This window comes from Achromobacter ruhlandii (genome assembly GCF_002082135.1).
Lineage (GTDB): Bacteria > Pseudomonadota > Gammaproteobacteria > Burkholderiales > Burkholderiaceae_B > Achromobacter > Achromobacter ruhlandii.
On record NZ_CP017433.1, the window covers coordinates 3,033,450 to 3,056,817 of the forward strand.

The 23,368-nt window shown below is 68.9% G+C and carries 21 protein-coding genes and 1 pseudogene; 8 read left to right on the forward strand and 14 right to left on the reverse strand.

The features are described 5' to 3' along the window. Positions 1–18: 18 nt before the first annotated feature. The 5 genes from AruCF_RS13625 to AruCF_RS13645 all read right to left on the reverse strand — a co-directional run bounded on the left by AruCF_RS13625 (position 19) and on the right by AruCF_RS13645 (position 5,773). A complete protein-coding gene (locus tag AruCF_RS13625) occupies positions 19–1,374 on the reverse strand; it encodes an IS110 family RNA-guided transposase (protein WP_049073553.1) in 1,356 nt (451 codons plus the stop codon). Between the two features lie 632 nt (positions 1,375–2,006). After that, positions 2,007–2,456 (reverse strand): lysozyme inhibitor LprI family protein, encoded by a 450-nt coding sequence (locus AruCF_RS13630; protein ID WP_235432651.1) that lies wholly within the window; start codon positions 2,454–2,456, stop codon positions 2,007–2,009. A gap of 95 nt (positions 2,457–2,551) precedes the next feature. After that, complete coding sequence (gene cuyB / locus AruCF_RS13635; protein ID WP_233639140.1) at positions 2,552–3,241, reverse strand: cysteate racemase; 690 nt, start codon at positions 3,239–3,241, stop codon at positions 2,552–2,554. A gap of 46 nt (positions 3,242–3,287) precedes the next feature. Further along, the gene (locus AruCF_RS13640; RefSeq protein WP_049073554.1) at positions 3,288–4,784 is read right to left on the reverse strand and encodes an N-acyl-D-amino-acid deacylase family protein; all 1,497 of its coding nucleotides are present in this window, start codon (positions 4,782–4,784) and stop codon (positions 3,288–3,290) included. Between the two features lie 8 nt (positions 4,785–4,792). Continuing rightward, a complete protein-coding gene (locus AruCF_RS13645; RefSeq protein WP_049073555.1) occupies positions 4,793–5,773 on the reverse strand; it encodes a Bug family tripartite tricarboxylate transporter substrate binding protein in 981 nt (326 codons plus the stop codon). 120 nt (positions 5,774–5,893) lie between these two features. Between AruCF_RS13645 and AruCF_RS13650 the strand changes: the two genes are divergently transcribed. Beyond that, positions 5,894–6,847, forward strand: a complete 954-nt coding sequence (locus AruCF_RS13650; RefSeq protein ID WP_049073556.1) for a LysR family transcriptional regulator — start codon at positions 5,894–5,896, stop codon at positions 6,845–6,847. A gap of 90 nt (positions 6,848–6,937) precedes the next feature. Here the strand turns inward: AruCF_RS13650 and AruCF_RS13655 are convergent, their stop codons facing one another. After that, the gene (locus AruCF_RS13655; protein WP_049073557.1) at positions 6,938–7,552 is read right to left on the reverse strand and encodes a glutathione binding-like protein; all 615 of its coding nucleotides are present in this window, start codon (positions 7,550–7,552) and stop codon (positions 6,938–6,940) included. Positions 7,553–7,663: 111 nt separating this feature from the next. Between AruCF_RS13655 and AruCF_RS13660 the strand changes: the two genes are divergently transcribed. Then, positions 7,664–8,842, forward strand: coding sequence for a PQQ-dependent sugar dehydrogenase (locus tag AruCF_RS13660; protein ID WP_372364335.1), 1,179 nt, complete (start codon positions 7,664–7,666; stop codon positions 8,840–8,842). Between the two features lie 5 nt (positions 8,843–8,847). Then, positions 8,848–9,486: a glutathione S-transferase family protein gene (locus AruCF_RS13665; protein ID WP_049077775.1), complete on the forward strand. Its 639-nt coding sequence runs from the start codon at positions 8,848–8,850 to the stop codon at positions 9,484–9,486. Between the two features lie 73 nt (positions 9,487–9,559). On the opposite strand, the gene AruCF_RS13670 is transcribed toward AruCF_RS13665, so the two are convergent. The 4 genes from AruCF_RS13670 to AruCF_RS13685 all read right to left on the reverse strand — a co-directional run bounded on the left by AruCF_RS13670 (position 9,560) and on the right by AruCF_RS13685 (position 13,312). Then, on the reverse strand, positions 9,560–10,468 hold the full coding sequence (locus tag AruCF_RS13670) for a DMT family transporter (protein WP_049073559.1): 909 nt from the start codon (positions 10,466–10,468) through the stop codon (positions 9,560–9,562). A gap of 77 nt (positions 10,469–10,545) precedes the next feature. Then, positions 10,546–10,923, reverse strand: coding sequence for a DUF423 domain-containing protein (locus tag AruCF_RS13675; protein ID WP_049073560.1), 378 nt, complete (start codon positions 10,921–10,923; stop codon positions 10,546–10,548). A gap of 83 nt (positions 10,924–11,006) precedes the next feature. Then, complete coding sequence (locus tag AruCF_RS13680; protein ID WP_049073561.1) at positions 11,007–12,068, reverse strand: alcohol dehydrogenase; 1,062 nt, start codon at positions 12,066–12,068, stop codon at positions 11,007–11,009. A 23-nt stretch (positions 12,069–12,091) separates the two neighbouring features. Continuing rightward, complete coding sequence (locus AruCF_RS13685) at positions 12,092–13,312, reverse strand: ABC transporter substrate-binding protein (protein ID WP_049073562.1); 1,221 nt, start codon at positions 13,310–13,312, stop codon at positions 12,092–12,094. Between the two features lie 185 nt (positions 13,313–13,497). On the opposite strand from AruCF_RS13685, the gene AruCF_RS13690 reads away from it, so the two are divergent. Next, positions 13,498–14,238, forward strand: a complete 741-nt coding sequence (locus AruCF_RS13690; protein ID WP_049073563.1) for an IclR family transcriptional regulator — start codon at positions 13,498–13,500, stop codon at positions 14,236–14,238. Positions 14,239–14,242: 4 nt separating this feature from the next. Here AruCF_RS13690 and rocF read toward each other — a convergent pair whose 3' ends face one another. Further along, a complete protein-coding gene (gene rocF / locus AruCF_RS13695) occupies positions 14,243–15,181 on the reverse strand; it encodes an arginase (protein ID WP_049073564.1) in 939 nt (312 codons plus the stop codon). 153 nt (positions 15,182–15,334) lie between these two features. Between rocF and AruCF_RS13700 the strand changes: the two genes are divergently transcribed. Beyond that, positions 15,335–16,156, forward strand: a complete 822-nt coding sequence (locus AruCF_RS13700; protein ID WP_144419128.1) for a MetQ/NlpA family ABC transporter substrate-binding protein — start codon at positions 15,335–15,337, stop codon at positions 16,154–16,156. A gap of 141 nt (positions 16,157–16,297) precedes the next feature. Continuing rightward, on the forward strand, positions 16,298–17,269 hold the full coding sequence (locus AruCF_RS13705; protein WP_049073565.1) for a GGDEF domain-containing protein: 972 nt from the start codon (positions 16,298–16,300) through the stop codon (positions 17,267–17,269). A 7-nt stretch (positions 17,270–17,276) separates the two neighbouring features. Here the strand turns inward: AruCF_RS13705 and AruCF_RS13710 are convergent, their stop codons facing one another. Continuing rightward, complete coding sequence (locus AruCF_RS13710) at positions 17,277–18,488, reverse strand: MFS transporter (protein WP_049077778.1); 1,212 nt, start codon at positions 18,486–18,488, stop codon at positions 17,277–17,279. Between the two features lie 92 nt (positions 18,489–18,580). Between AruCF_RS13710 and AruCF_RS13715 the strand changes: the two genes are divergently transcribed. After that, entirely contained in the window at positions 18,581–19,036 is a 456-nt protein-coding gene (locus tag AruCF_RS13715) for an Lrp/AsnC family transcriptional regulator (RefSeq protein WP_049073566.1), read from the forward strand. Between the two features lie 31 nt (positions 19,037–19,067). Here AruCF_RS13715 and AruCF_RS13720 read toward each other — a convergent pair whose 3' ends face one another. Next, a complete protein-coding gene (locus AruCF_RS13720; protein WP_049077779.1) occupies positions 19,068–20,231 on the reverse strand; it encodes a metallophosphoesterase in 1,164 nt (387 codons plus the stop codon). 102 nt (positions 20,232–20,333) lie between these two features. Beyond that, positions 20,334–21,542, reverse strand: coding sequence for an alpha-hydroxy acid oxidase (locus tag AruCF_RS13725; protein WP_049073567.1), 1,209 nt, complete (start codon positions 21,540–21,542; stop codon positions 20,334–20,336). Positions 21,543–21,982: 440 nt separating this feature from the next. On the opposite strand from AruCF_RS13725, the pseudogene AruCF_RS29915 reads away from it, so the two are divergent. Beyond that, a pseudogene (locus AruCF_RS29915) lies at positions 21,983–22,978 on the forward strand (type VI secretion system Vgr family protein); the annotation flags it as partial. Between the last annotated feature and the right edge of the window lie 390 nt (positions 22,979–23,368).

Below are 23,368 nucleotides of genomic sequence, written 5' to 3' on the forward strand. Positions count from 1 at the left end.
CCTCTCAAGAAACTCCACTTAAGTCATTGATACCTCGTTGGTTTCTCCTGAGGCGGTTAACGGCACCAAGCTGTAGCCCATGGTCTCTGCACGTTTTGTCAGGTGATGCAGGACGCGTTGGCGGTGGCGTTCTTCGTAGTACAGCTCACCTTGGTCGACGTATTCGGACCCTTTGGTCAGTAGGGTGTAAATCAGTCGAGCCAGTTTGTGCGCGGCTGCGGTGATGGCGCGCCGCTTGTCCAGGCGAGCGCACAGCCTTCGGTAGTAGGCGCCTAAAGCGGACTGGCTGTGACGTAGCGCCATTGCCGCCAGACGCAGGGCCTGTGCGGCGCGGTTGGGTGAGCGTTTGGTGGCGCCGTTCAGAACCTTGCCTCCGGAGATGCGTGTGCCCGGGCACAAGCCTAACCACGAAGCGAAGTGCTTGGCCGAAGGGAAGCGGTTCATGTCCGGACCGACCTCGGCCAGAACGGTAAAGGCAGTCATCTCGTCGATGCCGTTGATGCGGGTCAGGTCCACGCCGCACATGGCAAATAGATGCGTGCGCAGATCGAAGGCCATGGCCTTTTTGGGCCAGCGGCGCTGCGACTTGCCCGGATCGCCGTCATGGCGGTGCAGTTTGTGCAGTTCGGCTTGGATGTGCTGATCGCAATCGTTGAGCAGTTGTTGATAGGTGTCGTACAGGGCCAGCGCTTGCCGCAACGCGAACAAGTGCTCGTGACGCCAGTTGCCTTGCAGCGCGGCAGCGATATCGTCCTCGCTGGCCTTGACCTGGCGCTTCTTCAGGCGGGCCAGTGCATGCGGGTCGCGCTCGCCACCGACGATGGCGCGGATGATGGCCTGACCGGTGACCCCGACCACGTCCGACAGCACTTGCGTGAGCTGAATGTTCATCTGGGCAAGTGCCTTCTGCATGTGCTGCACGTGGCGCACCTGCGAAGCAAGCAGCATCTCGCGCTGGCGCGAGAACTCGCGCAAGACGCAAATCTCGTCAGAGGGACGGAAGGCGCCGGCCAACAGGCCATAGCTCATGAGCTGTTGCAGCCACTGGCAGTCCAGGACATCGGACTTGCGGCCCGAGACGTTCTTCACGTGACGGGCGTTGACCAGGTAAACGGTGAAACCCTGGCTATCGAGCAGCTCATAAAGCGGGATCCAGTAAACGCCGGTGGACTCCATGGCCACGGCGGTAACGCCGCAGTCCTTGAGCCATTGCGCTAGGCGATACAAATCGGCCGTAAAGCTCTTGAACTCGCGGACAGGTTGGTCGTCGCGGTCATGAGGCACGGCGACGAAGTGGCTGGCCGACCCGATGTCGATGCCCGCGGCATCGGGATGGGCCAGGCTTAGGGTTGCATCGGACTTGCGAGGTGACATGGCTTGCTCCATCATCGCTAACGGAATGCCGCCAGGCATGGGTACGTCGTTGTACTCACTCTCTCAAACGGGATGCACGCGCTAAGCATGTGCTCACCAATGTCGGTGACGTCACCCGGGGCCATGCTTCAGTACGGGCGTGGGCAAACACGCACCATTGGAAGGTCGGTCTTTACCTGAGCGGCATTCCACCTTGCCACAGGTGCAGCCACGAAGACAGTTTCTTCGTCACGGGCGTCGTGAATGACGACTATTGGGCTTCAGATTCCCTCGGGCGCATCGACGGCGCGCCTCGCCAGGGCACCACCCGCCTCGGGCTGCGGATTGCGAGGCTTGTCGCGCTGCTGGAGCGTGGGGTAAGGGACGACGTTTGCGGGGCCCGCAAAGATCGGCCGCGCGGGCGGCCGATCTTTGCATACGCGGTGGGGTTGCGCCGGAAGGATGACGCTGCGCGCTGGGGGAGGGGGTGACCCGCTGGGGAGGAGAGAGAGAGGGATATGCCGAACTGCACCAAGCATGGAGCGCGGACGATATCGAATTCAACGGCTAGCGGCCTTCAATCTCTGGCACTGGGATCGGGGCGCCTGAGCTTTCAAATAGCAGGATTCGACGACGCCGGAGCGCGTCGCGTATTACTTGTCCGCGGGGCCTAGCGCTTCTGCCCAGTTCTTTTTCATGGCGGCGATGCGGGCCTCGTAGGCGGATTTCAGGCAGGCAGTGTCGGGGCAATGGTCGCGCACGGTGGTGCGCCATTGGGTCTGCTCCTTTGCCACGGGATCGCGCCATTCACCGGTTTCGCCGTCACGGCCTGCGGTTTCGGACTGGATCTTGTCGTAGAGATCCTTGACCTGATCGTCCAGCCTGGACAGCGATGGGTCGGCGCAGATCAGATGTTCGACATGGGTTTTCGCGGCCTTGCAGTCGAAGCCGGCGGCGTGGGCGGCTTTGACTGGCAGGAACGGGGCGCTGGCGAGGACGGCGCAGATTGCCGCGTGCAGGATCGCATGTTTGCCTTGAGCGCTTTGCCGGCGCCGGCCTTTCATGATGCCGGTCGGCATTGCCGCGAGAACGGGGTTGCGCACGTCCTTCACTCCTGGATAGTCCGGGGCCACCGACAGGGTGGCCCACGGATCGATTCTCCCGGTTGTCGCGCGGTCGCGCAACTCGCGGGCCTTGCCTATGCCGCGATGCGTTGCTCGGGCTGGTCGGCCAGGTAGTGGGCGATGGCGGCGCGGGCCAGGGCGTCGATGGAGTCGGTCAAGGTGATGCCGAGGCTGGGACGCAGGGCGTGGGGCACGGCCAGCGGCAGCTCGGTGCAGCCCAGGACGACGGCGTCGGCGCCGCGGGCCTTGAGGCGGGCGATGCAGTCGGCGGCGGGGGCGAAGGCGGCTTCGAGCTGGTTGCCCTTGACGGCGCGGATCGAGGCCATGCAGTAGCGTTCGACTTCATCGTCGTCGGGGACGATGCATTCGTAGCCCTGGGCTTCGAGGTGGCGCTGGTAGAGGCCGAGCTTGAGCGTGGCGGCGGTGCCCATCAGGCCGATGCGGCCTTGCTGCAGGCCCAGGCGGCGCAGGTCGTCGATGACGGCCTGGATGATGTGCAGCACGGGCCGCTGGGTGGCGGCGGCGATGTCGTCGTACCAGAGGTGCGCGGTGTTGCAGGGGATGGCGATGAGCTGGGCGCCGGCGCGTTCCAGGAAGCGCACGCCTTCGACCATGTAGGGCAGGGGATTCTCGCCGCCGGCCATGTAGGCGCTGGAACGATCGGGGATGCGCGGATCGTTGCGAAGCAGGGTGGGAATGTGCTGCTGGTCCGCGTCGGCGGGCGTGAGCGCCGCGAGGCGGAGCGCGAAAGCGGCGCCGGCCATGGGGCCCATGCCGCCCAAAACACCCAGGTAACAGCCCTGGGAATAGCTATTCACTTTGTTGACTCCAAGGTATTGCATCACCGGGCGCCAGTACCTGGCCCGGGCGTTCGGCGCCGGTCCGTTCCCCATCCCACACCTGCCTGCCATTGACCCACACGGCGTGGATGCCCTGGCTGACCTGAATGGGAGCTGAAAAAGTGGCCGTGTCTGTGACGTTGGCGGGATCGAACAGCACCAGATCAGCATGATACCCCTCGCGCAGCAGGCCGCGCTCGGTCAGGCCGTATTGGGCCGCCGCCAGGCCGGTCATCTTGTGGATGGCGGTTTCGAGCGACAGCAGCCGTTGTTCGCGCACCATGGTGCGCAGCACGTTGGTGAAGGTGCCCCACTGGCGCGGGTGCGGATGAGGGTCGAACGGCAGGCCGTCCGAGCCGACCATGGTCAACGGATGGCTGAAGATACGGTTGACGTCGGCCGGGTCCATCAGGAAGTAGATGGCGCCCGCGGGTGCCAGCCGGGCGATGGCGGCTTCGTCGTCCAGGCCCAGTTCGGCCATGACCTCGCTGAAGTCGCGGCCGGTGGCCTCGGGGTAGCCCTTTGACCACGTGATCATGGTGCGGCTGGCCAGGCGGGCGCGGTCCAGCCGCAGCATGGTCGAGGTGGCCGGGTAGGGATGGCAGTCGAGGCAGACGCGCTGCGTGGCGTCGGCGCGGCTGATCATGTCGAGCGTTTCGCGGCTGCGGCCGTGGTTGCGTTCGCCAGCCAGCTTGTGGTGCGAGAACACCACGCGGCAGTCCAGTTCGCGGCCGATCAGCAGCGCCTCTTCCATGGCCGGCACGATGTGATCGGCTTCGTCGCGCAGGTGGGTGGCGTAGATCGCGCCGGCGCGGCCGCGCAGCGGCTGGCAGACGTCGATGATCTCGTCGGTGGGCGCGGCGCTGGCGGGCGGGTAGAAGGTGCCGGTGGAGACGCCGAAGGCGCCGGCCGCCAGCGCTTCGTCGAGCAGGACGCGCATGGCCTGGCGTTCGGCGTCGGTGGCGGCGCGGCCGGTGTCGTCCATGACGGCCACGCGCAGCGTGGTGTGGCCGACCAGCGGGATGACGTTGACCGCGGCGGGCGTGTCGGCCAGGGCCTGGAGCCAGGCGCGGAAAGTGCCAAAGCGGAACAGATCCGGCGGGCCGAGCAGGTCCAGCGGCTGCGGGACCTCCCGGCGCGACAGCGGCGCCAGGCTGATGCCGCAGTTGCCGGTGACCACCGTGGTGATGCCTTGCGACACCTTTGGCAGCATGTCCGGATGCGCCAGCAGGTAGCCGTCGTCGTGGGTGTGCGAGTCGATGAAGCCGGGCGCCAGCGCCAGGCCGCGCGCATCGATCACCGGCACGTCCGGCGCGTGGGCGAAATCGCCCAGCGCCACGATGCGCCCATCGCGCACCGCCAGGTCGCCCTGGCGCGACGGCCCGCCGCTGCCGTCGATGAGCGTGGCGCCGGCCACGATGAAGTCGGCTTGCGGAGCGGAGGTCATCCGGGTGCTGCGGTCCGTCATGGCGGGGCTCAGTCCAGTTTCTCGATGCCGGCGGTGTCGATGATCTGCTTCCATTTGGCGGTTTCGCGATCGATCAACTGCTTGAATTCATCCGGCGTGCCGCTGGCGGGCACGGCGCCCAGCGTTTCCAGGCCGGTGCGCACTTCGGGCGCCCGCAGCGCCTTCTGGATGTCGGCATTGAGCTTGGCCACGACCTCGGCCGGGGTGCCCTTGGGCGCGACCACGCCGCCCCAGGCCACGGTTTCGTAACCCTTCAGGCCGGCTTCGTCCAGCGTCGGCACGTCGGGCATCAGCGCCAGGCGCTTGAGGCTGCTGACGCCGATGGCGCGCACCTTGCCGCTCTTGACCAGCGGGGTGGCCTCGGAGGTGTTGACGAACAGGTAGTCCAGGCGGCCGCCCAGCAGATCCTGGATGGCGGCCGGGCCGCCGTTGTACGGGATGAACATGACGTCGACCTTGGCCATGCTCTTGAACAGCTCGCCGCCCATGTGGCCGGTGGTGCCGACGCCCGAGGCGCCATACGACAGGCGGCCGGGCTCCTTGCGGGCGCGGTCGATCAGGTCCTGCACGCTCTTGATGGGCGAATCCGCCGGCACGATCAACGCGTTGTACAGGTCGAACATGTGCGCCACGGGCGTCAGGTCCTGGTCGACGTCGTAGGGCAGGCGCTTGAACAGCGAGCGGTTGACGGCCAGCGTGTTGATGTTGCCGTAGCCCACGGTGTAGCCGTCGGGCGCGGCGCGCTTGACCAGCGCGATGCCGATGTTGCCGGCGGCGCCGGGGCGGTTTTCCACCACCAGGGTGGCGCCGGTGTCCTTGGCCAGTTGCGTGGTGATCAGGCGCGACAGCACGTCGGGCGATCCGCCGGCGGCCGAGGGCACGATGAAGGTGATCGGTTTGTCGGGATAGGCGCCGGCGGCCTGCGCGCCCGCGCTGAAGGTGGCGGCCAGCGCCAGGGCGGCGAGGCTGCGGAAAAAGGTGCGTTGCATGCTGGATTCCCCTTGTTTTGTTGTGTGGAGGCGGGCAGATTAGCACCGGGATTGCGGCACTGCGTCATCGAAAAATGTCGAAAACCTATAATCCGCCGTTATTGATCAAGGGGAACCAACATGGATGAGCAGGCCTACGCCGACGAGGTCGGGCCCAGCGCCGGCCGGCCGCTGAACCTGCGCCAGATCGAGGTATTCCGCGCCATCATGATGGCCGGCTCGATCAGCGGCGCCGGCCGCATGCTGCATGTGTCGCAACCGGCGGTGAGCCGGGTGCTGGCGCTGACGGAGACGCGCCTGGGCTACCGCCTGTTCGAGCGGGTCAGGAGCCGGCTGTCGCCCACCGCCGAGGCGCGGCGCCTGTATGCCGAGGTCGAGCAGGTCTATGGCGGCATCCAGCGCGTCAACGATCTCGCGGCCAGCCTCGGGCAATCGGGCGCCGGCATGCTCAGGATCGTGGCCAGCGCCAGCTATGGCCAGCGGCTGGTGCCGATGGCGCTACGGCGCTTTCGCGATCGCAACGGCGCGGCGCGGGTCGACTACCGCAGCGTCACGTTCGACGAACTGGCGGCCTATTTCCTGTCGGGGCAGGCCGATATCGGCATCTCGATGCGGCCGCCCGACCATCCCAACCTGACGTCGGTCCGGCTGGCGACGGTGCCGGTGGTGTGCGTGCTGCCCAAGGGCCATCCGCTGGCCGCGCACGAGGTGGTGCATCCGGAGGATTTCGCTTCGGCGGCGTGGATCGGCTATCCGCACGACACGCCGCTGGGCCGCGCGCTGCAATCGTTCTTCGGCGGCGCGCCGGCCTGCGCGGCGGCGGTGGAGGTGCATTCGCCGGTGACGGCCTGTTCCTTCGTGCAGCAGGGCCTGGGGCCGGCGCTGGTGGACGCGTGGTGCGTGTCGCCCGACCAGACCGAAAGCATGGTGCTGCGGCCGATCGCGCCGGGCGCCAGCGTCGAAATCTGGGCCACGCATTCGAACCTGAGCGCGCCGCCGCTGCTGGCGCGGCGCTTCCTGGCGGCGGTCAGGAAGACCCTGGAAAGCGCGGCGCCGGCGCTGGCCGGCGGCTGAGGGCAATCAGGCCGGCGCGCAAGAGAAAACGCCCCGGCGCGCAAGGGCGGCGGGGCGTTCGGGGCGGCCGGTCATGCCGGCCTGGCGGGCTTACTCCAGGCCTTCGGCCTTGAGCGCGGCCTTGACGCCGGCGTTGTCCTGCATGCGCTTGAAGAACGCGGCCAGGTGGTCCTGACCCGACAGGTCGACCTGCTTGGCATGGGCCCAGCGCAGCACCACGTACAGGTAGGCGTCGGCGACCGACGGCGCTTCGCCGCCCAGGTAGGGCTGGTTGATCAGCTGGGCGTCCAGCAGCGCGAACAGGCGCGTCAGCAGCTTGGAGGCGGAGGCGGCCAGTTCCTGCTGTGGCGCTTCCTCGGCGAGCAAGCGACCCGCGCCGAAGATCATCGAGAAGGTCTTGTGGATGTCGGAGTTGATGAAGCCGAGCCAGCGGCGCACGTCGGCGCGCGAGCGGGCCGAGCCGTCGCCCAGCAGCTTGGCCTGCGGCGCCTGTTCGGCCAGGTATTCGAGGATCGCGACGTTCTGGGTCAGCGTGAAACCGTCGTCGTCCAGGGCGGGCACGGCGCCCAGCGGATTGACCTTGAGGAACGCGGGGCCCTTGAGTTCGTCGCGGCTGAGCTTGTGCGCGTCGTAGGGCTTGCCGATCCATTCCAGCACGATGTGGGAAGCGAGCGAGCACGCGCCGGGCATGTAGTACAGTTTCATGTAAGGGAGTCTCCTGAGAGAAATGGACGGGAGGCCACCCGTCGCTGGCTCCTATGGTACGCCACCCGCGCGGCGCCGCCGAGCGCCGCCGCGCCCACCCAGCCGCCGGAGATGTCCATGCCGTCACGCCCGTCCGCGATCCGTCGCGCCTCGTCCCTGATCGCCTTCGCCGGCGTCGCCTTATGCGCGGCCGCGTCCTGGGCCACGCCGCAGAAAAGCCCCGAGCAGCCGCCCGCCGCGCGCGCGCAGGTGACGGTGGTGGTGGGCGGCCTGGATCATCCGTGGTCAATGGCCTTCCTGCCCGAAGGGGGCGTGCTGATCACCGAGCGGCCGGGCAACCTGCGCCTGCTGCGCACGCCGGGGGGCCTGTCCAAGCCGCTGGCCGGCGTGCCCAAGGTGGCCGCGCAAGGGCAGGGCGGCCTGCTCGACGTGGCGCTGTCGCCGGGTTTCGCGCAGGACCGCTACGTCTATCTTTCGTATGCCGAATCCGACGGTTCGCGCAGCGGCACCGCGGTCGGCCGCGGCCGCCTCTCGGCCGATGCCAGCGCGCTGGAGGATTTCCAGGTGCTGTTCCGCCAGACGCCCAAGCTGTCGCAGGGACTGCACTTCGGTTCGCGCCTGGTCTTCGACGGCAAGGGCTACCTGTTCATCTCGCTGGGCGAGAACAACCAGCGCCCCACCGCGCAGGACCTGGACAAGCTGCAGGGCAAGGTGGTGCGGCTGAAGGTCGACGGCTCGGTGCCGCCCGACAATCCCTTCGTCGGCAAGGCCGGCGCGCGTCCCGAGATCTGGTCCTACGGGCATCGCAACCCGCAGGGCATGGCGCGCAATCCCTGGACTGGCGCGTTGTGGGAGAACGAACACGGCCCGCGCGGCGGCGACGAGATCAATCTGGTGCTGCCGGGCAGGAACTATGGCTGGCCGCTGGCGACGTATGGCATCAACTATTCCGGCCAGCCGATACCCGAGGCTAAGGGCGAAACGCTGCCAGGCATGGAGCCGCCGCTGTACTGGTGGGCCAAGTCGCCGGCCATCAGCGGCATGGCGTTCTATGACGCCGACCGCTTCCCGGCCTGGCGCCACTCGCTCTTCATCGGCGCGCTGGCCGACCAGGACCTGATCCGCCTGACGCTGGATGGCGACAAGGTGGTGGCCGAGGAACGCCTGCTGGGCGAGCGCAAGGCCCGCATCCGCGACGTGCGGCAGGGGCTCGACGGCTATGTCTATGTGTTGACCGACGCTTCGCCGGGCGAGTTGCTGCGGCTGGCGCCGGCGCAAACGGGAGGGTGACCATCATGAAGACGTATGAACTGATCGGCTCGCAGGGCTGCGGCTCGGCCGTGGTCGAAATGGCGCTGGCGCTGGCCAACGTGCCGCATACGCTGACCGACGTGCCTTACCTGAAGCCCGGTCCCGAACGCGACCGGCTGCTGCACCTGAATCCGCTGGGGCAGGTGCCGACGCTGATCACGCCGGACGGCGAGGTGATGACGGAAAGCGCGGCCATGGTGCTGCACCTGCACGACGTCGCGCCGCAGGCGGGCCTGGCGCCGGAGCCTGCGCGGCCTGAGCGGGCGCGCTTCCTGAACCTGCTGGTGCGCCTGGTGGCGGCGATCTATCCCACTTTCACGTATGGCGACGACCCGCCGCAATGGACCTCCCCAGGCGCCCCGGCCGAGTTGCTGCGCGAGCGGATACATACGCGGCGCGCCGAGCTGTGGCTGGAGCTGGAACGCCAGGCCGGTGCGCCGCACATGCTGGGCCGCCGTTTTTCCGCGCTGGACCTGTACGTGACGGTGATGACGCACTGGCGGCCGGGCCAGGCCTGGTTCGAGGCCAACTGTCCGGCGCTGACGGCAGTGGCGCGCCAGGCCGCCCAGGAACCGAACGTGGCGCGCGTGCTCAAGCGCAATTTCCCGCCGCCGACGGAGTAGGCATTGCGCTGCGCCTGGCGACGGGCGCGGCGCGATCGCTGACCCGGTTTGTGGCTGACCGCGCCACGGCGCACTAGGCTGTGGCGCGCCGTTTCTGCGACCCGCGCGCCTCGCGCAGCGCGATGTAGACGCCGCTGCCGGCGATGAACAGCGCGCCCAGGTAGGCGTAGGCATCGGGCGCCTCGCGCCAGAAGATCCAGCCCAGCAGGGTGGCCCAGATCAGGCCGGTGTAGTCGAACGGCGCCACCACGGAGGCCGGCGCGATGCGAAAGCCCTGCGTGATCAGCGCCAGCCCCAGCGTGCTGAACAGCGCCACCGCCGCGAAATAGGGCAGGTCGGCCAGAGCCGGCGCGTGCCAGACCCAGGGCAGCGCCAGCGCGCTGCAAACCAGTTGGCCCGCGACGATGTAGAAGGTGGTGGTGAGCATGCCTTCGCCGCGGCCGATGCCGCGCGCCGTGATCATCATCACGGCGTACAGGAAGGCGGTGGTCAACGGCAGCAGGGTCGCGGCCTGGAACGCGTCGGTGCCGGGCCGCACGATGATCAGCACGCCCGCGAACCCTGCCAGCACCGCCAGCCAGCGGCGGCCATCGACGCGTTCCTTCAGGATCAGCACCGACAGCGCCGTGACGAACAACGGCGCGGCGAACGCGATGGCGGTGGCCTCCGCCAGCGGCAGCGCGCGCAACCCCAGGTAGAAACAACAGGCCGAGACCACGTTGATGGCGCCGCGCGTCAGGTGCAGGCCGGGATGGGCGGTGCGCAGCACCCGGCGCCCGCCCAGCCAGACGGCCAGCGCGGTGACGAACGGCAACGCGATCAGCGCGCGCAGGAACAGGATCTGCAGCGGGTTGTAGGTGGTGCCCAGCCACTTGGCGTTGGCGTCGCTGAGCGTCAGGAAGAAGATGCCACCGGCGACACAGGCGATGCCTGCGAAGGCGGAATGGTCACGCGCGGCGGGAAAAACGGTAGAGGAGGACATCGGGGTTCAGCGGGAAAGGCGGCCGAAGCCGCCAAGAAAGGTAATGCGGGGTTGCCGGGCGGCGGCCCGGCGAGGGCTCAGCCCTGGGCGCGGTAGGCGGCCAGCGCCACCATCGCCCAGGCGGCCAGGAAGGCCGCGCCGCCCACGGGCGTGATCGCGCCAAGCCAATGGGTGCCGGTCAGGGTCAGGACGTACAGGCTACCTGAAAATAGGACGATGCCGATGAACATTACGAGGCCGGCGGCCGACAGCAGCGGCGACCCGTAGCGCGCGCCGAGCAGCGCGATGACGAACAGGCCCAGGCCATGGACCAGATGGTACATGACGCCGGTCTGCCAGACCGACAGCAGCTCGGGCGTTACCAGGCGCTTGAGGCCGTGGGCGCCGAAAGCACCGGCGCCGACCGCGATCAGCAGGTTGATGGCCGCGAGAATGGTGAGCTGGCGGTCGGTCATGCGAGGTCCTTTGTTCGGGCGGGGGAAGGGGAGACTGGCGTCTATGATAGGCCCAATCGAATTCCCCCGCCGGCCGACACGGCTCACTCCACCGTCAGCACCGCGCGGCCCAGCACCTTGCCGGCGCGCAGCGAGGCCAGCACGCTGTCGGCCTCGGCCAGCGGATGGCGGTGCACCGGCATCGGCGGCACCTTGCCGGCGCGCACCAGGTCCATCAGCTCGCGCAGCTCGGCCAGGTTGCCGACGTAGCTGCCGATGATGGACATGGCCTTCATCGGGATCAGCGCGATCGGCCACGACGAAGCGCCGCCGAACAGCCCGACGATGATGAGCTTGCCGCCCTTGGTCAGGAAGTCGAAGGCCAGGGCGGTGGTGGACGGCGCGCCCACCAGGTCGATGGCGGCCTGCAGCGGCTTGCCGCCCGCGGCCTTGATGACCTGCTGGGCGGCGTCGGGCGCGGCGCCGTCGATGGCGGCCAGGGCGCCGGCCTCCAGCGCGGCCTGGCGCTTGGCCGGGTCGATGTCGACCACGATGCCGCCCTTGCCGCCCAACGCCTTGATCAGCGTAAGACTCATCAGGCCCAGTCCGCCGGCGCCGAAGATGACCACCGGATGCTCGCGGTAGACGGCTTCGCCGATCTTGCGCAGCGCCGAATAGGTGGTCAGGCCCGAGCAGGCGTAGGGCGCGATGCGGGCCGGGTCCAGGTCGCCGATGTCGATCAGGTAGCGCGGGTGCGGCACCAGGATGTGGTCGGCGTAGCCGCCAGCCCGATGCACGCCCAGGCAGGCGGGCGCGGTGCAGTGGTTTTCCTGGCCCGACAGGCAGGTCGGGCAGGCGCCGCAACCGATCCACGGATAGACCAGGTAGTTGCGGCCGGACTGCACCCCTTGCGCATCGGGGCCGGCCGCGACCACGCTGCCGACCGTCTCGTGGCCCATCGTCAGGGGCAACGAGACGCCGCGCTCCTTGAGCGACAGGGTGCGGCCCTGGCCCAGGTCGTAGCCGCCCTCCCACAAGTGAATGTCGCTGTGGCAGACGCCCGCCGCGCGTACCTTCAGCAGCACTTGCGACCCTTGCGGCGTGGGGGTGGCCTGCTCCATTTCCTGCAGCGGTTCGCGGAAATTGACGACGCAATAGCACTTCATGGGATGTCTCCTCCGGGATGGACTTATTTCTTGATCAGGGGGCATTCGCTGTCGGCCAGCGAGACGAACACCTTCTCGCCAGGCACCGTGGACAGGATGCGGTAGAAGTCGCCGGGGTACTTGGACTCGGCGGGCTTTTTCACTTCCACCAGATACAGGTCCATGATGACTCGCCCGTCTTCGGGGCGTATGCGGGCATTCTTGATCAGTTTGGTGGTGATGGGCAACTCGCGCATCTTCTGGTTGACAGCCGCACCCTCGAAGCTGCCGGCGGCCTGCGCGGCCTGCAGGTAATGCGTGGTGGCGACGTAGCTCAGGGCCTGCACGATCGACGGCGGCCGCGTCACGCCCATCTTCTGCTGCCAGCGGCGGGCCCACGCGCGCGTATCGTCGTCGGCATCCCAGTAGAAGCCGGTGGGAAAGGTCAGCCCCTGCGCCACCGGCAGGCCCATGGCCTGCACGTCGTTGATGAAGGTCAGGAAGGTGAGAAGGCGCTGCTTGCCGCCGGTCAGCCCGAATTCCTGGGCCTGTTTGATCAGGTTGACCAGGTCGCCGCCGGCGCTGGCCAGGCCCACCACGTCGGCCTTGGAAGCCTGCGCCTGCACCAGGAACGAGGCGAAGTCCATCGCGCCCAGCGGGTGTCGCGTGCTCCCAAGCACCCTGCCGCCGGCGGCCTGCACGAAGCGGCTGGCGTTGGCCTCCAGCGACTTGCCGAAAACGTAATCGGTGGTGATGAAGTACCAGGACTGGCCGCCGCTTTCGACCACGCTCTTGACCACCGCATTGGCCAGCGCGTAGGTGTCGGGCGCCCATTGGGTGCTGAGCGGGCTGCATTGCTTGCCGCTGAAATCGCCGGCGAAGCCGCCGCTGATGAGGGCGGTGCCGCCTTTCTCGCGTGCCACGCCCTGCGCCGCCAGGCCGGCGGAACTGGCGCCGCCATCGACCACCGCCACCAGCTGCTGCGTATCGAACCAGCGCCGCACCAGGGCCGAGGCCACGTCGGCCTTGTTCTGGTTGTCGGCGCCGACCACTTCGACCGTCTTGCCGGCGACCTTGCCGCCGAAATCCTCCACCGCCATGCGCACGGCCATTTCCGATCCCAGGCCGCCCAGGTCGGAATAGATGCCGGATCGGTCATTGGATACGCCCAGCCTCACGACATCCTGGGCCAGCGCGGAAGCGGTCGGCGCGCCCACGGCGGCCAGCGTGGCGGCCGCGGCCGCCAACAGGGGTTTGATACGCATCGGTTTGTCTCCACGGCCCGTCGGGCGAGCCGAATATCGAGTTTTGGGTATGACGCGAATGCTGGGGCCGGGCGCCGGTTCTCCATCCGGCTGAAAATTTATTCTTATTGGTGAATAAAAATTCCTGTGCAAGAATTTATGTTCACAGATACGAAAAGTCAACGTCCATTGACGAGGTCTCCACGATGGAAGTGAAACTGGTCGTCCGCACCCTGGAATTGATCGAGCTGTACGCGCAGGCGCGCCGTCCGCTGTCTCTCACCGAGCTGGCGCAGGGCCTGGGCGCGCCCATGTCGAGCTGCCTGGCGCTGGTGCGCACGCTGGTGGGACGCGGCTATCTGTACGAGGTGCGACGGCGCGGCGGGTATTACCCCACGCCGCGCCTGCAGGCGCTGTGCGGCCTGATCCAGGCGGGCGATCCGTGGCTGGAACGGGTGCGGCCGTTACTGGCGGCGCTGCGCGACGATACCGGCGAAACGGTGATGCTGGGCAAGATCCAGGACGGCGGCGTGCTGTTCCTGGAGGTGGCGCAATCCGCGCAGCCGGTGCATTACGCCACCCGGCCTGGCGAGCGCCGGCCGCTGCATACCAGCGCGGTGGCCAAGGCGATCCTGGCGCGCCTGGCGCCCGGCGAGCGCGACGCGGTGCTGGCGGCGGCCGACTTTCGCCGCTACACCGACCATACGCGCACCACGCGCGCGGCGCTGCTGGCCGACGTGGCCGAAGCCGAGGCGCGCGGCTGGGCCGAGAACGCGGGCGAAAGCGTGGCCGACCTGACCGGCCTGGCGGTGGCGCTGGACCGCGCGGGGGAATGGTATGCGCTATGCCTGGCCGGGCCGACGCCGCGGGTGCGGGCGCGGCGCGACGAGCATGTCCGATGCCTGGCGGCGGCGGCCAGCGCGATCCGCCGCGAGGGCGAAGCCTGACGCGTCAGGCGCCGCGCCGCACCAGTGTCGACTTGCCGAACAGGCTCTCGATCAGGTCCACCGCCAGGTCGGCGGTCTTGTTGCGCACGTCGAAGGCGGGGTTCAGTTCCACCACGTCCAGCGAGCGCATCAGGCCGGTGTCGGCGATCATCTCCATGCACAGCTGCGCTTCGCGGTAGGTCGGCCCGCCCATTACCGTGGTGCCGACGCCGGGGGCGATCTCGGGATCGAGGAAATCGACATCGAAGCTGACGTGCAGGTGAGTGTCCTCGTCCAGCCCGGCCAGCGCCGCTTCCATCGTGGCGCGCATGCCCATTTCGTCGAGGTAGCGCATGTCGAAGACTTCCAGGCCGGCCTGGTGCACCAGGCGCTTCTCGCCCTCGTCGACGCTGCGGATGCCGATCTGGCGCACCCAGGACGGATCGATGTCGGGCGTCTGGCCCGACATGCCGGTGATCTGCGCCGGGCCGTGGCCGCACAGGCAGGCCACCGGCATGCCGTGGATATTGCCGGTGGGCGTCAGGGCGTTGGTGTTGAAGTCGGTGTGCGCGTCCAGCCACAGCACGCGCAGTTTCTTGCCGACGGCGCGGCAATGGCGGGCCACCGCGCTGATCGAGCCGATGCCCAGGCAATGGTCGCCGCCCAGCAGGATGGGCAGCGTGCCTTGGGCGAGGGCCTCGTACATGGCGTCGTGCACGGCCTGGTTCCAGGCGGCCACTTCGTCCAGGTGCCGGTAACCGTCGACCGGGGGCTGCCACGGGTTGGCCGGGCCGTAGAGATTGCCACGGTCGGTGACGGTGAAGCCCTGGGCTTCGATGACCGGGCCGATGCCAGCCACGCGCAAGGCCTCGGGGCCCATCGACGCGCCGCGCGCGCCCGCGCCGATGTCGGTGGGGGCGCCGATCAGGGTGACATGGGTGGGCAGGGTAACGGTGTTTTGCAAGGCGGGCTCCGTGATGCAGGGTTTCAGTGCCGGGGGCCAGTGTAGCGCCGTGGCGCCGCGCGATTGCCACGGCGGGCGCGCGGCCTTTGGCCATGGCGGCAGCCTGCTGCGGCACAATACGCGATGTCGACCGTTTTCCGAGTGGATGATTCCATGTCCTTGCTTTCCGTGTTTCCGTCCCTGGCGCGCACCTTGGTCGTCGCCGTCCTCGGCCTGGCCAGCGCCACCGCGGCGCTGGCTGCCGACAAGCCGCTGCGCATCGGCCTGATTCCGACCGTGGCCAACGCCGCCACCGAAATCGCGGTCGCCGAGGCGCGCAAGGCCGGGCTGGAGGTGCAACTGGTCGAATTCAACGACTGGGTGCTGCCCAACATCGCCGTGGCCGATGGCTCGGTTGACGCCAATTTCTTCCAGCACGAACCGTTCCTGCAACTGTTCAATGCCCGCCGCGGCGCCAACCTGACGCCCATCGCCTACGGCTATTCCACCACCATCGGCCTGTTCTCCAAGAAGCTCAAGAAGGGCCAGCCGCTGCCCGAAGGGGCCACCGTGGCGGTGCCCAACGATCCGGTCAATACCGGCCGCGCCTTGCTGCTGCTGGAATCCATCGGCCTGATCAAGCTCAAGCCCGGCGTGGCGCACCAGGCCACGCTCGAGGACGTGACCGACAATCCCAAGCGCCTGAAATTCGTGCAGATCGAAGGCTCGCAGTCGGCGCGGGTGTTCGACGACGTGACGGCCTCGGTCACCTACACCACCTTCGCCAAGCAGGCCGGCCTGGACGAAAAGGACGGCCTGGCATTCGACAACACCGATCCGGCCAACGTGCGCCGCTACGCCATTCGCTGGGTCACCCGGCCCGATCATGCGCAGGACCCGCGGCTGCTGAAGTTCATCTCCATCTATCAGCAGTCGCCCGAGGTCAAGGCCAAGCTGCGCAGCCTGTACGGCGACCTGATCACGTTCCCCTGGTAGCGACCCTGCCCGCGCGTAGGCGGGCGCGACTTGACGCTTCTTGGCAATTGCCGGGCGGGCTTGAACGTATACTGGCCGCGCCTTTCACGCCCCGGCCCGCAGCGGCGGCCCGGGCCGCGCCGCCTTTTCGCCTGCGACCCCATGCGACTCGTCTCTTCGAATGACGCTTTGATTGCCTCGCAGCAGCGAGGCGCCAGCCACGAACCCGCCGGCGTGCCGGATCCGCGCGATGCCGAGCTCGCGCACCTGCGCCAAATGGTCGCGCAGTATCAGGCGTTATTCCAGAATGCGCCGGTGCTGATCAACGCCTTTGACGAACAAGGCAAGTGCCTGCTCTGGAACGAGGCTTGCGAGCGCCGCTTCGGCTGGACCCGCGACGAGATCAATCGCCACGCGGAGCCGCTGGCCCTGTTCTATCCCGACCCCGAGGTCCGCGCCCGCGTCATCGACAGCGTGGGCCGCGCGCCGCACCCGTCGTTCCGCGAATGGCAGCCGCTCGCGCGCGACGGCGAGCGCCTTTCCGTCATGTGGTCCAACGTGCGCCTGCCGGACGGCAGTGTGATCAACATCGGCATGGATATGACCGAAAACCGCCGCAACGAGGCCGCCCTGGCTCGCATGGCCAAGGTCGACGGCCTGACCGGCTGCTGGACCCGGGCCGAGATCCTGCAGCGTATGAAAGGCCTGCTGGAATCGGCCAAGCGCGGCGCCTGTCACACGGCGTTGATGCTCGATCTGGACCATTTCAAGCAAGTCAATGACCGCTACGGGCATCTGGGCGGCGACGCCGCGTTGCGCCATTTCTGCGACCAGCTGCGCGCGTGCCTGCGCGAGCAAGATGCAGTGGGCCGCCTGGGCGGCGAGGAATTCGTGGTGTTGCTGGCCGACGCCGACAAGGACGTGGCCCTGGCGATCTGCGACCGGTTGCGCGGCGGTCTGCGCCAGCATCCCGCGCAGATCGACGGCCACGCGCTGGTATTGTCGGCCAGTGGCGGCATCACGCGTTTCCTGGAGACCGACGCCAGCATGTCGGATGTGCTGCGGCGCGCCGACCAGGCGCTCTATCAGGCCAAGCGCGCCGGACGCGATTGCGCGGTGGTGCTGCCGGGCTGAGGCGGCCTCAGGCGGCGGCGCGGCGCTCGCCGGCGCGGCGGCCGTTCAGGCGCCAATGCAGCGTCAGCGCGGCCAGCGCCACGGCGGCGGCCGCGGCCAGGCCCAGGACCTCGAAGCCCGCGTGGGTGTACAGCGTGCCGGCCACCGCGGTGCCGACGCTAGCGCCCAGGTAGGTGGTGCAGGTATTGAGCCCCAGCACCGCGCCGCGCTCGTCGGGGCGGGCCCGCGACAGCAGCAACACCAGCAGGTTCAGGCTCAACTGCGAGGCGGCGCCCCACAGCACGGCAATCGCCAGCACCGCCGCCAGCGCATGCGCGGCCGGCAGCAGCGCCAGGTAGACCGCGGTGATTGTCGCCAGCGCCAACGGCAGCGCGCGGCGCGGACCGAGGCGCTCGATCAGGGGCGCGCCGGCCAGGCCGGCCAGCAGGAAGCCGGCGCCGTAGGCGAAGGCGATGAAGCCCACCTGGCCCGCCGTCAGGCCGAGCAGCGTGCGCACGTGGTCGGCCAGGAAGGCATAGACGCCGTAGAAGGCGCTCGAAAACGCCAGGCAGCCCAACAGCAGCACCGGTACGTCGCGGTACGACAGCGGCGCCAGCAGGCGCGACAGTCGCGGCGGCGCGGCATGGGTGTTGCGGCGTTCGGGCAGCGTGCGCAGGCCGGCCAGGGCCACCGCGGCGCACAGCGCCAGCACGCCGTAGGTGGCGCGCCAGCCGATGGCGTCGGAAATCAGCGCCGACAGCGGCACGCCGGCCACCAGCGACACCGACCAGCCCGAGATGACGCGGCCCAGGGACCGGGTTTCCTGGCCGGCGGCCGCCACCAGCGTGGCCGAGCCATAGGCGGCCGGCAGGATCACGCCGGCGGCGGCGCCGGCCAGGGCCTGGGCCACCGTCAGCACGATCCAGTGCGGCGCGCTGGCCGACAGCAGCAGGGCGGCGATCAGCACCGTCATGGCGGTCAGCAGCGCGCGGCGAATGCCCCAGCGGTCGATGCGGGCCGCCAGCAGGAAGGCGCTGGCCGCGGTGGCGGCGCCATAGGCGGAAATCGCGGTGCTGACGGTCAGGGGCGTGCTGGCGAACGAGCGCGCCACGTCGGACAGGATGGGACTGAGGGCCAGGCCGTTGGAGCCGACGACGCTGACGGCGAACATCAGGGCCGGGATGGCGGCCGGCAGGGGGGAATTGCGCGATGTGTCTTGCGCGGTGTCGCGGTTCTGCATGCCGGGCATTTTATTGGAATAAAATAAGGGTTAATACCGATATTCCCTTATCCCGTAAAAGTTCGAATGCCGTTAGGCAGAACCTGATTCCGATGCCAGATCTCGACGACCGTGACCGAAAACTATTAACGCTGCTGGCCGAGGACGCCTCGCCGAGCTATGCCGATCTGGGCAAGTTGCTGAACCTGTCGGCGCCCGCCGTGCATGAACGGGTCAAGCGCCTCAAGCGCGATGGCCTGATCAAAGGCATTGCCGCCAAGCTCGATGGCGCCCGCATCGGCCGTCCGCTGCTGGCGTTCGTGCATGTCGATACCAACAACTGGAGCATCACCCAGCAGGTGTTGGGGCTGGCCGAACTGACCGAGGTGGAGGAGATCCACACCATCACGGGCAAGAGCGCGATGCTGCTCAAGGTGCGTGTCCGCGATACCCAGGCGCTGGAGGCATTGCTGGCGCGCATCCACCAGATCGAAGGCATTACCAACACCACCAGCGATATCGCGTTGACCAGCTACCTGGAGCGCGGCCCGTTGCCGGAAGCGGCCTGAACGGCGCCGCCAGCCATGGCGCGTCGGGCGGTCAGCGCGCCGGGCGCAGCCGCAGGCGGGTGATTTCCGACGGCGCGCCCAGCCGCTTGGGCGGGCCCCAATAGCCGGTGCCACGGCTGATGTAGATCCACATGTCGCCCAGCCGGTGCAGGCCGGCGGTGTAGGGTTGCTGGAAGCGCACGAAAAACCCCCAGGGAAAGAACTGGCCGCCGTGCGTATGGCCGGACAGCTGCAGGGTGTAACCCAGCGGCGCGGCGGCGGCCGCGCTGCGCGGCTGGTGCGCCAGCAGGATCCGCGCGACCGCGTCGGGCGGCGCGCCCGCCAGCGCCGCGGCCGGGTTGCTGCGCTGGCGCGGATCGAAGGCGCCGGCGCTGTAGTCGGTGACGCCGGCCACCACCAGCGGCAGGCCGGCCGGATGGACGACCGCGTGCTCGTTCATCAGCACCCGCAGGCCCATGCGGCGGAATTCCGCCACCCAGGGCGCCGCGCCCGAATAGTATTCATGGTTGCCCGTCACCAGGTACACGCCGAAGGGCGCGCGCAGGGTGCCCAGCGGGCTGGCCTGGGCCGCCAGTTGCTCGACGCTGCCATCGACCACGTCGCCGGTGATGGCGATCATGTCCGGCGCCAGTTCGTTGACCGCGTCGACGATGGCCTGCACGTAGCGCCGCTTGATGGTGGGGCCGACATGGATGTCGCTGATCTGCGCGATGGTGAAACCGTCGAGATCGGCCGGCAGGCCGCGCACGGGCACGTCGATCGTGACCACGCGGGCGCGCCGGCGGGCGTTGTAGAAACCCACCAGCGTGGCCGCCAGCGCCAACCCGGCCACCGCCAGCGCGGTGGCGCGCCGCAGCGCGAGCCAGGGCGGCGCCAGGCCCGTGGCCAGGTCGACCAGCCACGCAACCAGCAGCAGCACGTCGCGCAGCACCGTCAGCACGAACAGTGACGAGAACAGGCCCATCGCGATCAGGCCGACCCAGGCGATGCGGTCGCCCCAGGGCGGATGCACGGACGAGCGCGCCAGCATGCCCAGCGGAATCAGGATGCAAGACAGGATCAGCAGCAGGATGGCGCCGGCGCTGCCCGGATCGGAGAGTCCGGCGTCGGGGATCAGGCGGGCGCCGACGTAGACGTGGGCCAGCGCGCCCAGGGTCAGGAAACGCAGGAAGAACGAGGATTGGCGCAGGGACACGGGCGGTGGGGCGGGGGCCGGCGAGAGCGGAGGAACCGCCATTCTATGCCCTGCCGGATCGTATCCGGCCGTCATGGGCGGGGCGGATCGACGCGCGCGATCTCAGGCCGGCGCCAGCAGGTCGGCGTCCAACTGGTCCAGGCGGTTGATGCCAAGCATGGCCATGTTGCGGTCGACCTCGGCCCGCAGCAGGCCGATGGCGTGCGCCACCCCGGCCTGGCCGCCGACGGCGGCGGCGTAGTTGAAGGGCCGGCCCACGAACACGAAGCGCGCGCCCAGCGCCAGCGCCTTGAGCACGTCGCCGCCGCGGCGCACGCCGCTGTCCATCATCACCGGCATGGCGCCGGCCGCGGCGACCACGCCCGGCAGGGCGCGCAGCGGCGAAATGGCGCCGTCCAGTTGGCGACCGCCATGGTTCGACACGATGATGCCGTCGGCGCCGTGCTCGCGCGCCAGCCGCGCGTCCCGGGGATGCAGGATGCCCTTGATGATGAGCGTACCCGGCCACTGGCGGCGGATGCGCGCCACGTGCTCCCAGTTCAGGTGGTCGCGCGCGCTGAAGTCGCGCAGCACCGACGCCGACACGATCGGCGCGCCGCGCGTGGCGAACGAGTTTTCGAAGTGCGGCATGCCGTGGGCCAGCAGCGTGCGCAGGAACGTGCCAGCCAGCCAGCGTGGCCGCGTCAGGCCGTCCCATGCCAGCCGCAGGCTGGGCTTGAGCGGCGTCGAGAACCCGGTTCGCACATTGTTTTCGCGGTTGGCGGACACCGGGATGTCCACCGTCAGCACCAGGGTTTCGTAGCCGGCGCGCGCGGCGCGCGCCACCAGCGCGTCGATGCGCGCCGGGTCGCCGGGCAGGTAGGCCTGGAACCACGTGCCCGGCGCTTCCTTGATGACGTCTTCGAGCGCGATCAGCGCGGTGCCGCTGAGGATGGCGGGAATGCCCTGTTCGCGCGCGGCCCGCGCCAGCACGATGTCGCCGCGATAGGCGGACAGGGCGCTGATGCCCATGGGGGCGATGCCGAACGGCGATTCGTAGCGCCGGCCGAACAGTTCCACATGCTGGCTGCGGCGCGACACGTCGACCAGCACGCGCGGCTGGAAGACGTAGCGGCCGAAGGCGTCGCGATTGGCGCGCAGCGACTGGTTGTCCTCGGCGGCGCCCGCCACGTAGCCGAAGATCGGCCGCGGCAGTCGGCGGCGGGCAGCGGCTTCGAAGTCGTCCAGCGACAGCATGCGCGCCAGGGCGCGGGATGGGCGGGAGGGCGTGCGGGCGGCGGCGTTGGCGGCAGGCAGGGCGGTCGTGGACATGGGCGGGCGCGAAAAAAAACTCCAATCTACGCACCTCGCTTCATCGCGAAAAGCGAATAAATAGGAAAACTCTTGTTCGCTTTATAGAAATGAGTCGCGGCGCTTGGGGTGGCCGCCGCGACCCTCGCTCAACACAGGCAACCGGTCTGCCTCCTGTCGTTGTCCTTATCTGAATCTGATGAATTGTGATGAATCGCATCATCGGCGTGCTTTCTCATGCTTTTGGTGCAATCCGTAGCCTCAATGGCCGTGGCAACCGCGTGTCGTTCTGCCGGGATACCGCTAGCCCAGTGCGCCAATGTTTGGTTGCATATTACGGCTGGCTGAATTTCCGACGGGGCGGGCGGCGTGTTATTTGTCGGTGGCTTCGCTGTACGACTGTGCATTGGAGACCCCATGACTGTGCCGTCATCAACCCCGTTTCAGCGTTCCCGGCAGCCATGAGCGCCGGCCTGTTCAATTCCGACACCCGGCTCTACCGGCTGCAAGGCGAGGGCGCATTGGCGTCGCTGCACGTGGAAGGCTGGATCGCGCGCGAGGCGCTGTCCGGCGTGGGCCAGTTGCGCGTGGTGGCGCTGTCCGACGATGCCGGCCTGGCGTTGCAGGACATGATCTCGCGCCCGGTGACGCTGTGGACCACGCGCGCCGACGGCAGCCAGGCCGGGCGCAGCGGCGTGATCCGCGAGGCCGAGCTGCTGTCGGGCGACGCGGGCCTGGCGCGCTACCGCCTGACGGTGGTGCCGTGGCTGTGGCTGGCCACGCAGCGGCGCGCCAGCCGCGTGTTCGAGGGCAAGCCGGTGCTGGACATCGTGCGCCAGGTGCTGGACGGCTACGAAGGCTTTGTCTACCGCGTTGCCGCCGACGTCGAGCCGGCGCTGGCCGGTTTGGCGCCGCGCCCCTACACCACCCAGTATCGCGAGACCGACTACGACTTCCTGGCGCGCCTGCTGGCCGAGGCCGGGCTGGGCTGGACGGTGCTGGAAGACGAGAGCGTGCCGGCGCGCCACGTGGTGCAGCTGTTCGCCGACAGCCGCAACCTGGCCGAGGACGCCGAGTCGGCCGGCGGCGGCATCCGCTTCCAGCGCGCCGCGGCCACCGAATCGCGCGACACCGTGCAGCGGCTGGCGCGCCAGCGCCGCCGGGTGCCCGACAGCATCACGCTGCTGGGCTGGCACGACAGCGGCAAGCGGGCGGTGGCGGCGCAGGCGCTGGTGAACCCGGCCAGCGGCCAGGACGAAGCGGCGGCGCTGGACTGGTACGAGGTGGCCGGCCATGGCGGCTTTGCCGACCCGGCGCAGGCGCGTCGCCAGGCCGAGCTGGCGACCGAAGCGCTGCGGGCGCGCGCCGAGACCTTCGCCGGCCTGGGGGTGGTGCGCACCTTCCGCTCGGGCACGCGCTTCACCTTGCAGGACCTGTCGCCGCTGGGGCCGGCGGACGAGGCCGGCTTCGAACCGGAGTTCGCGCTGGACCGGGTCGAACACGTCGGCATCAACAACCTGCCGCCGCAGACGCGGGCCGCGCTGGCCCAGCGGCTGGGCGGCCTGGACGCGCACCTGGCCTTGGATATCGATGCCTTGCCCGCGCCGGGGGCCCGGCCGGACGAGGCGGCCAGCCTGACCGCCGATGCCGCCGTGCTGGCCAAGGCGCGCGAGGTCGGCTACGCCAACCGCTTCGAGGCGGTGCGCTGCGATCGTCCCTGGCGGCCGCGCTTGCCCGAGGCGCGCGGAGCGCGCCTGAGCGGAGCGCCGTCGGTGCACGGCGTGCACACGGCGGTGGTGACCGACGCCGAGGGCAGCACCCAGCCCAGCGAGCAGGACGAGATCCTG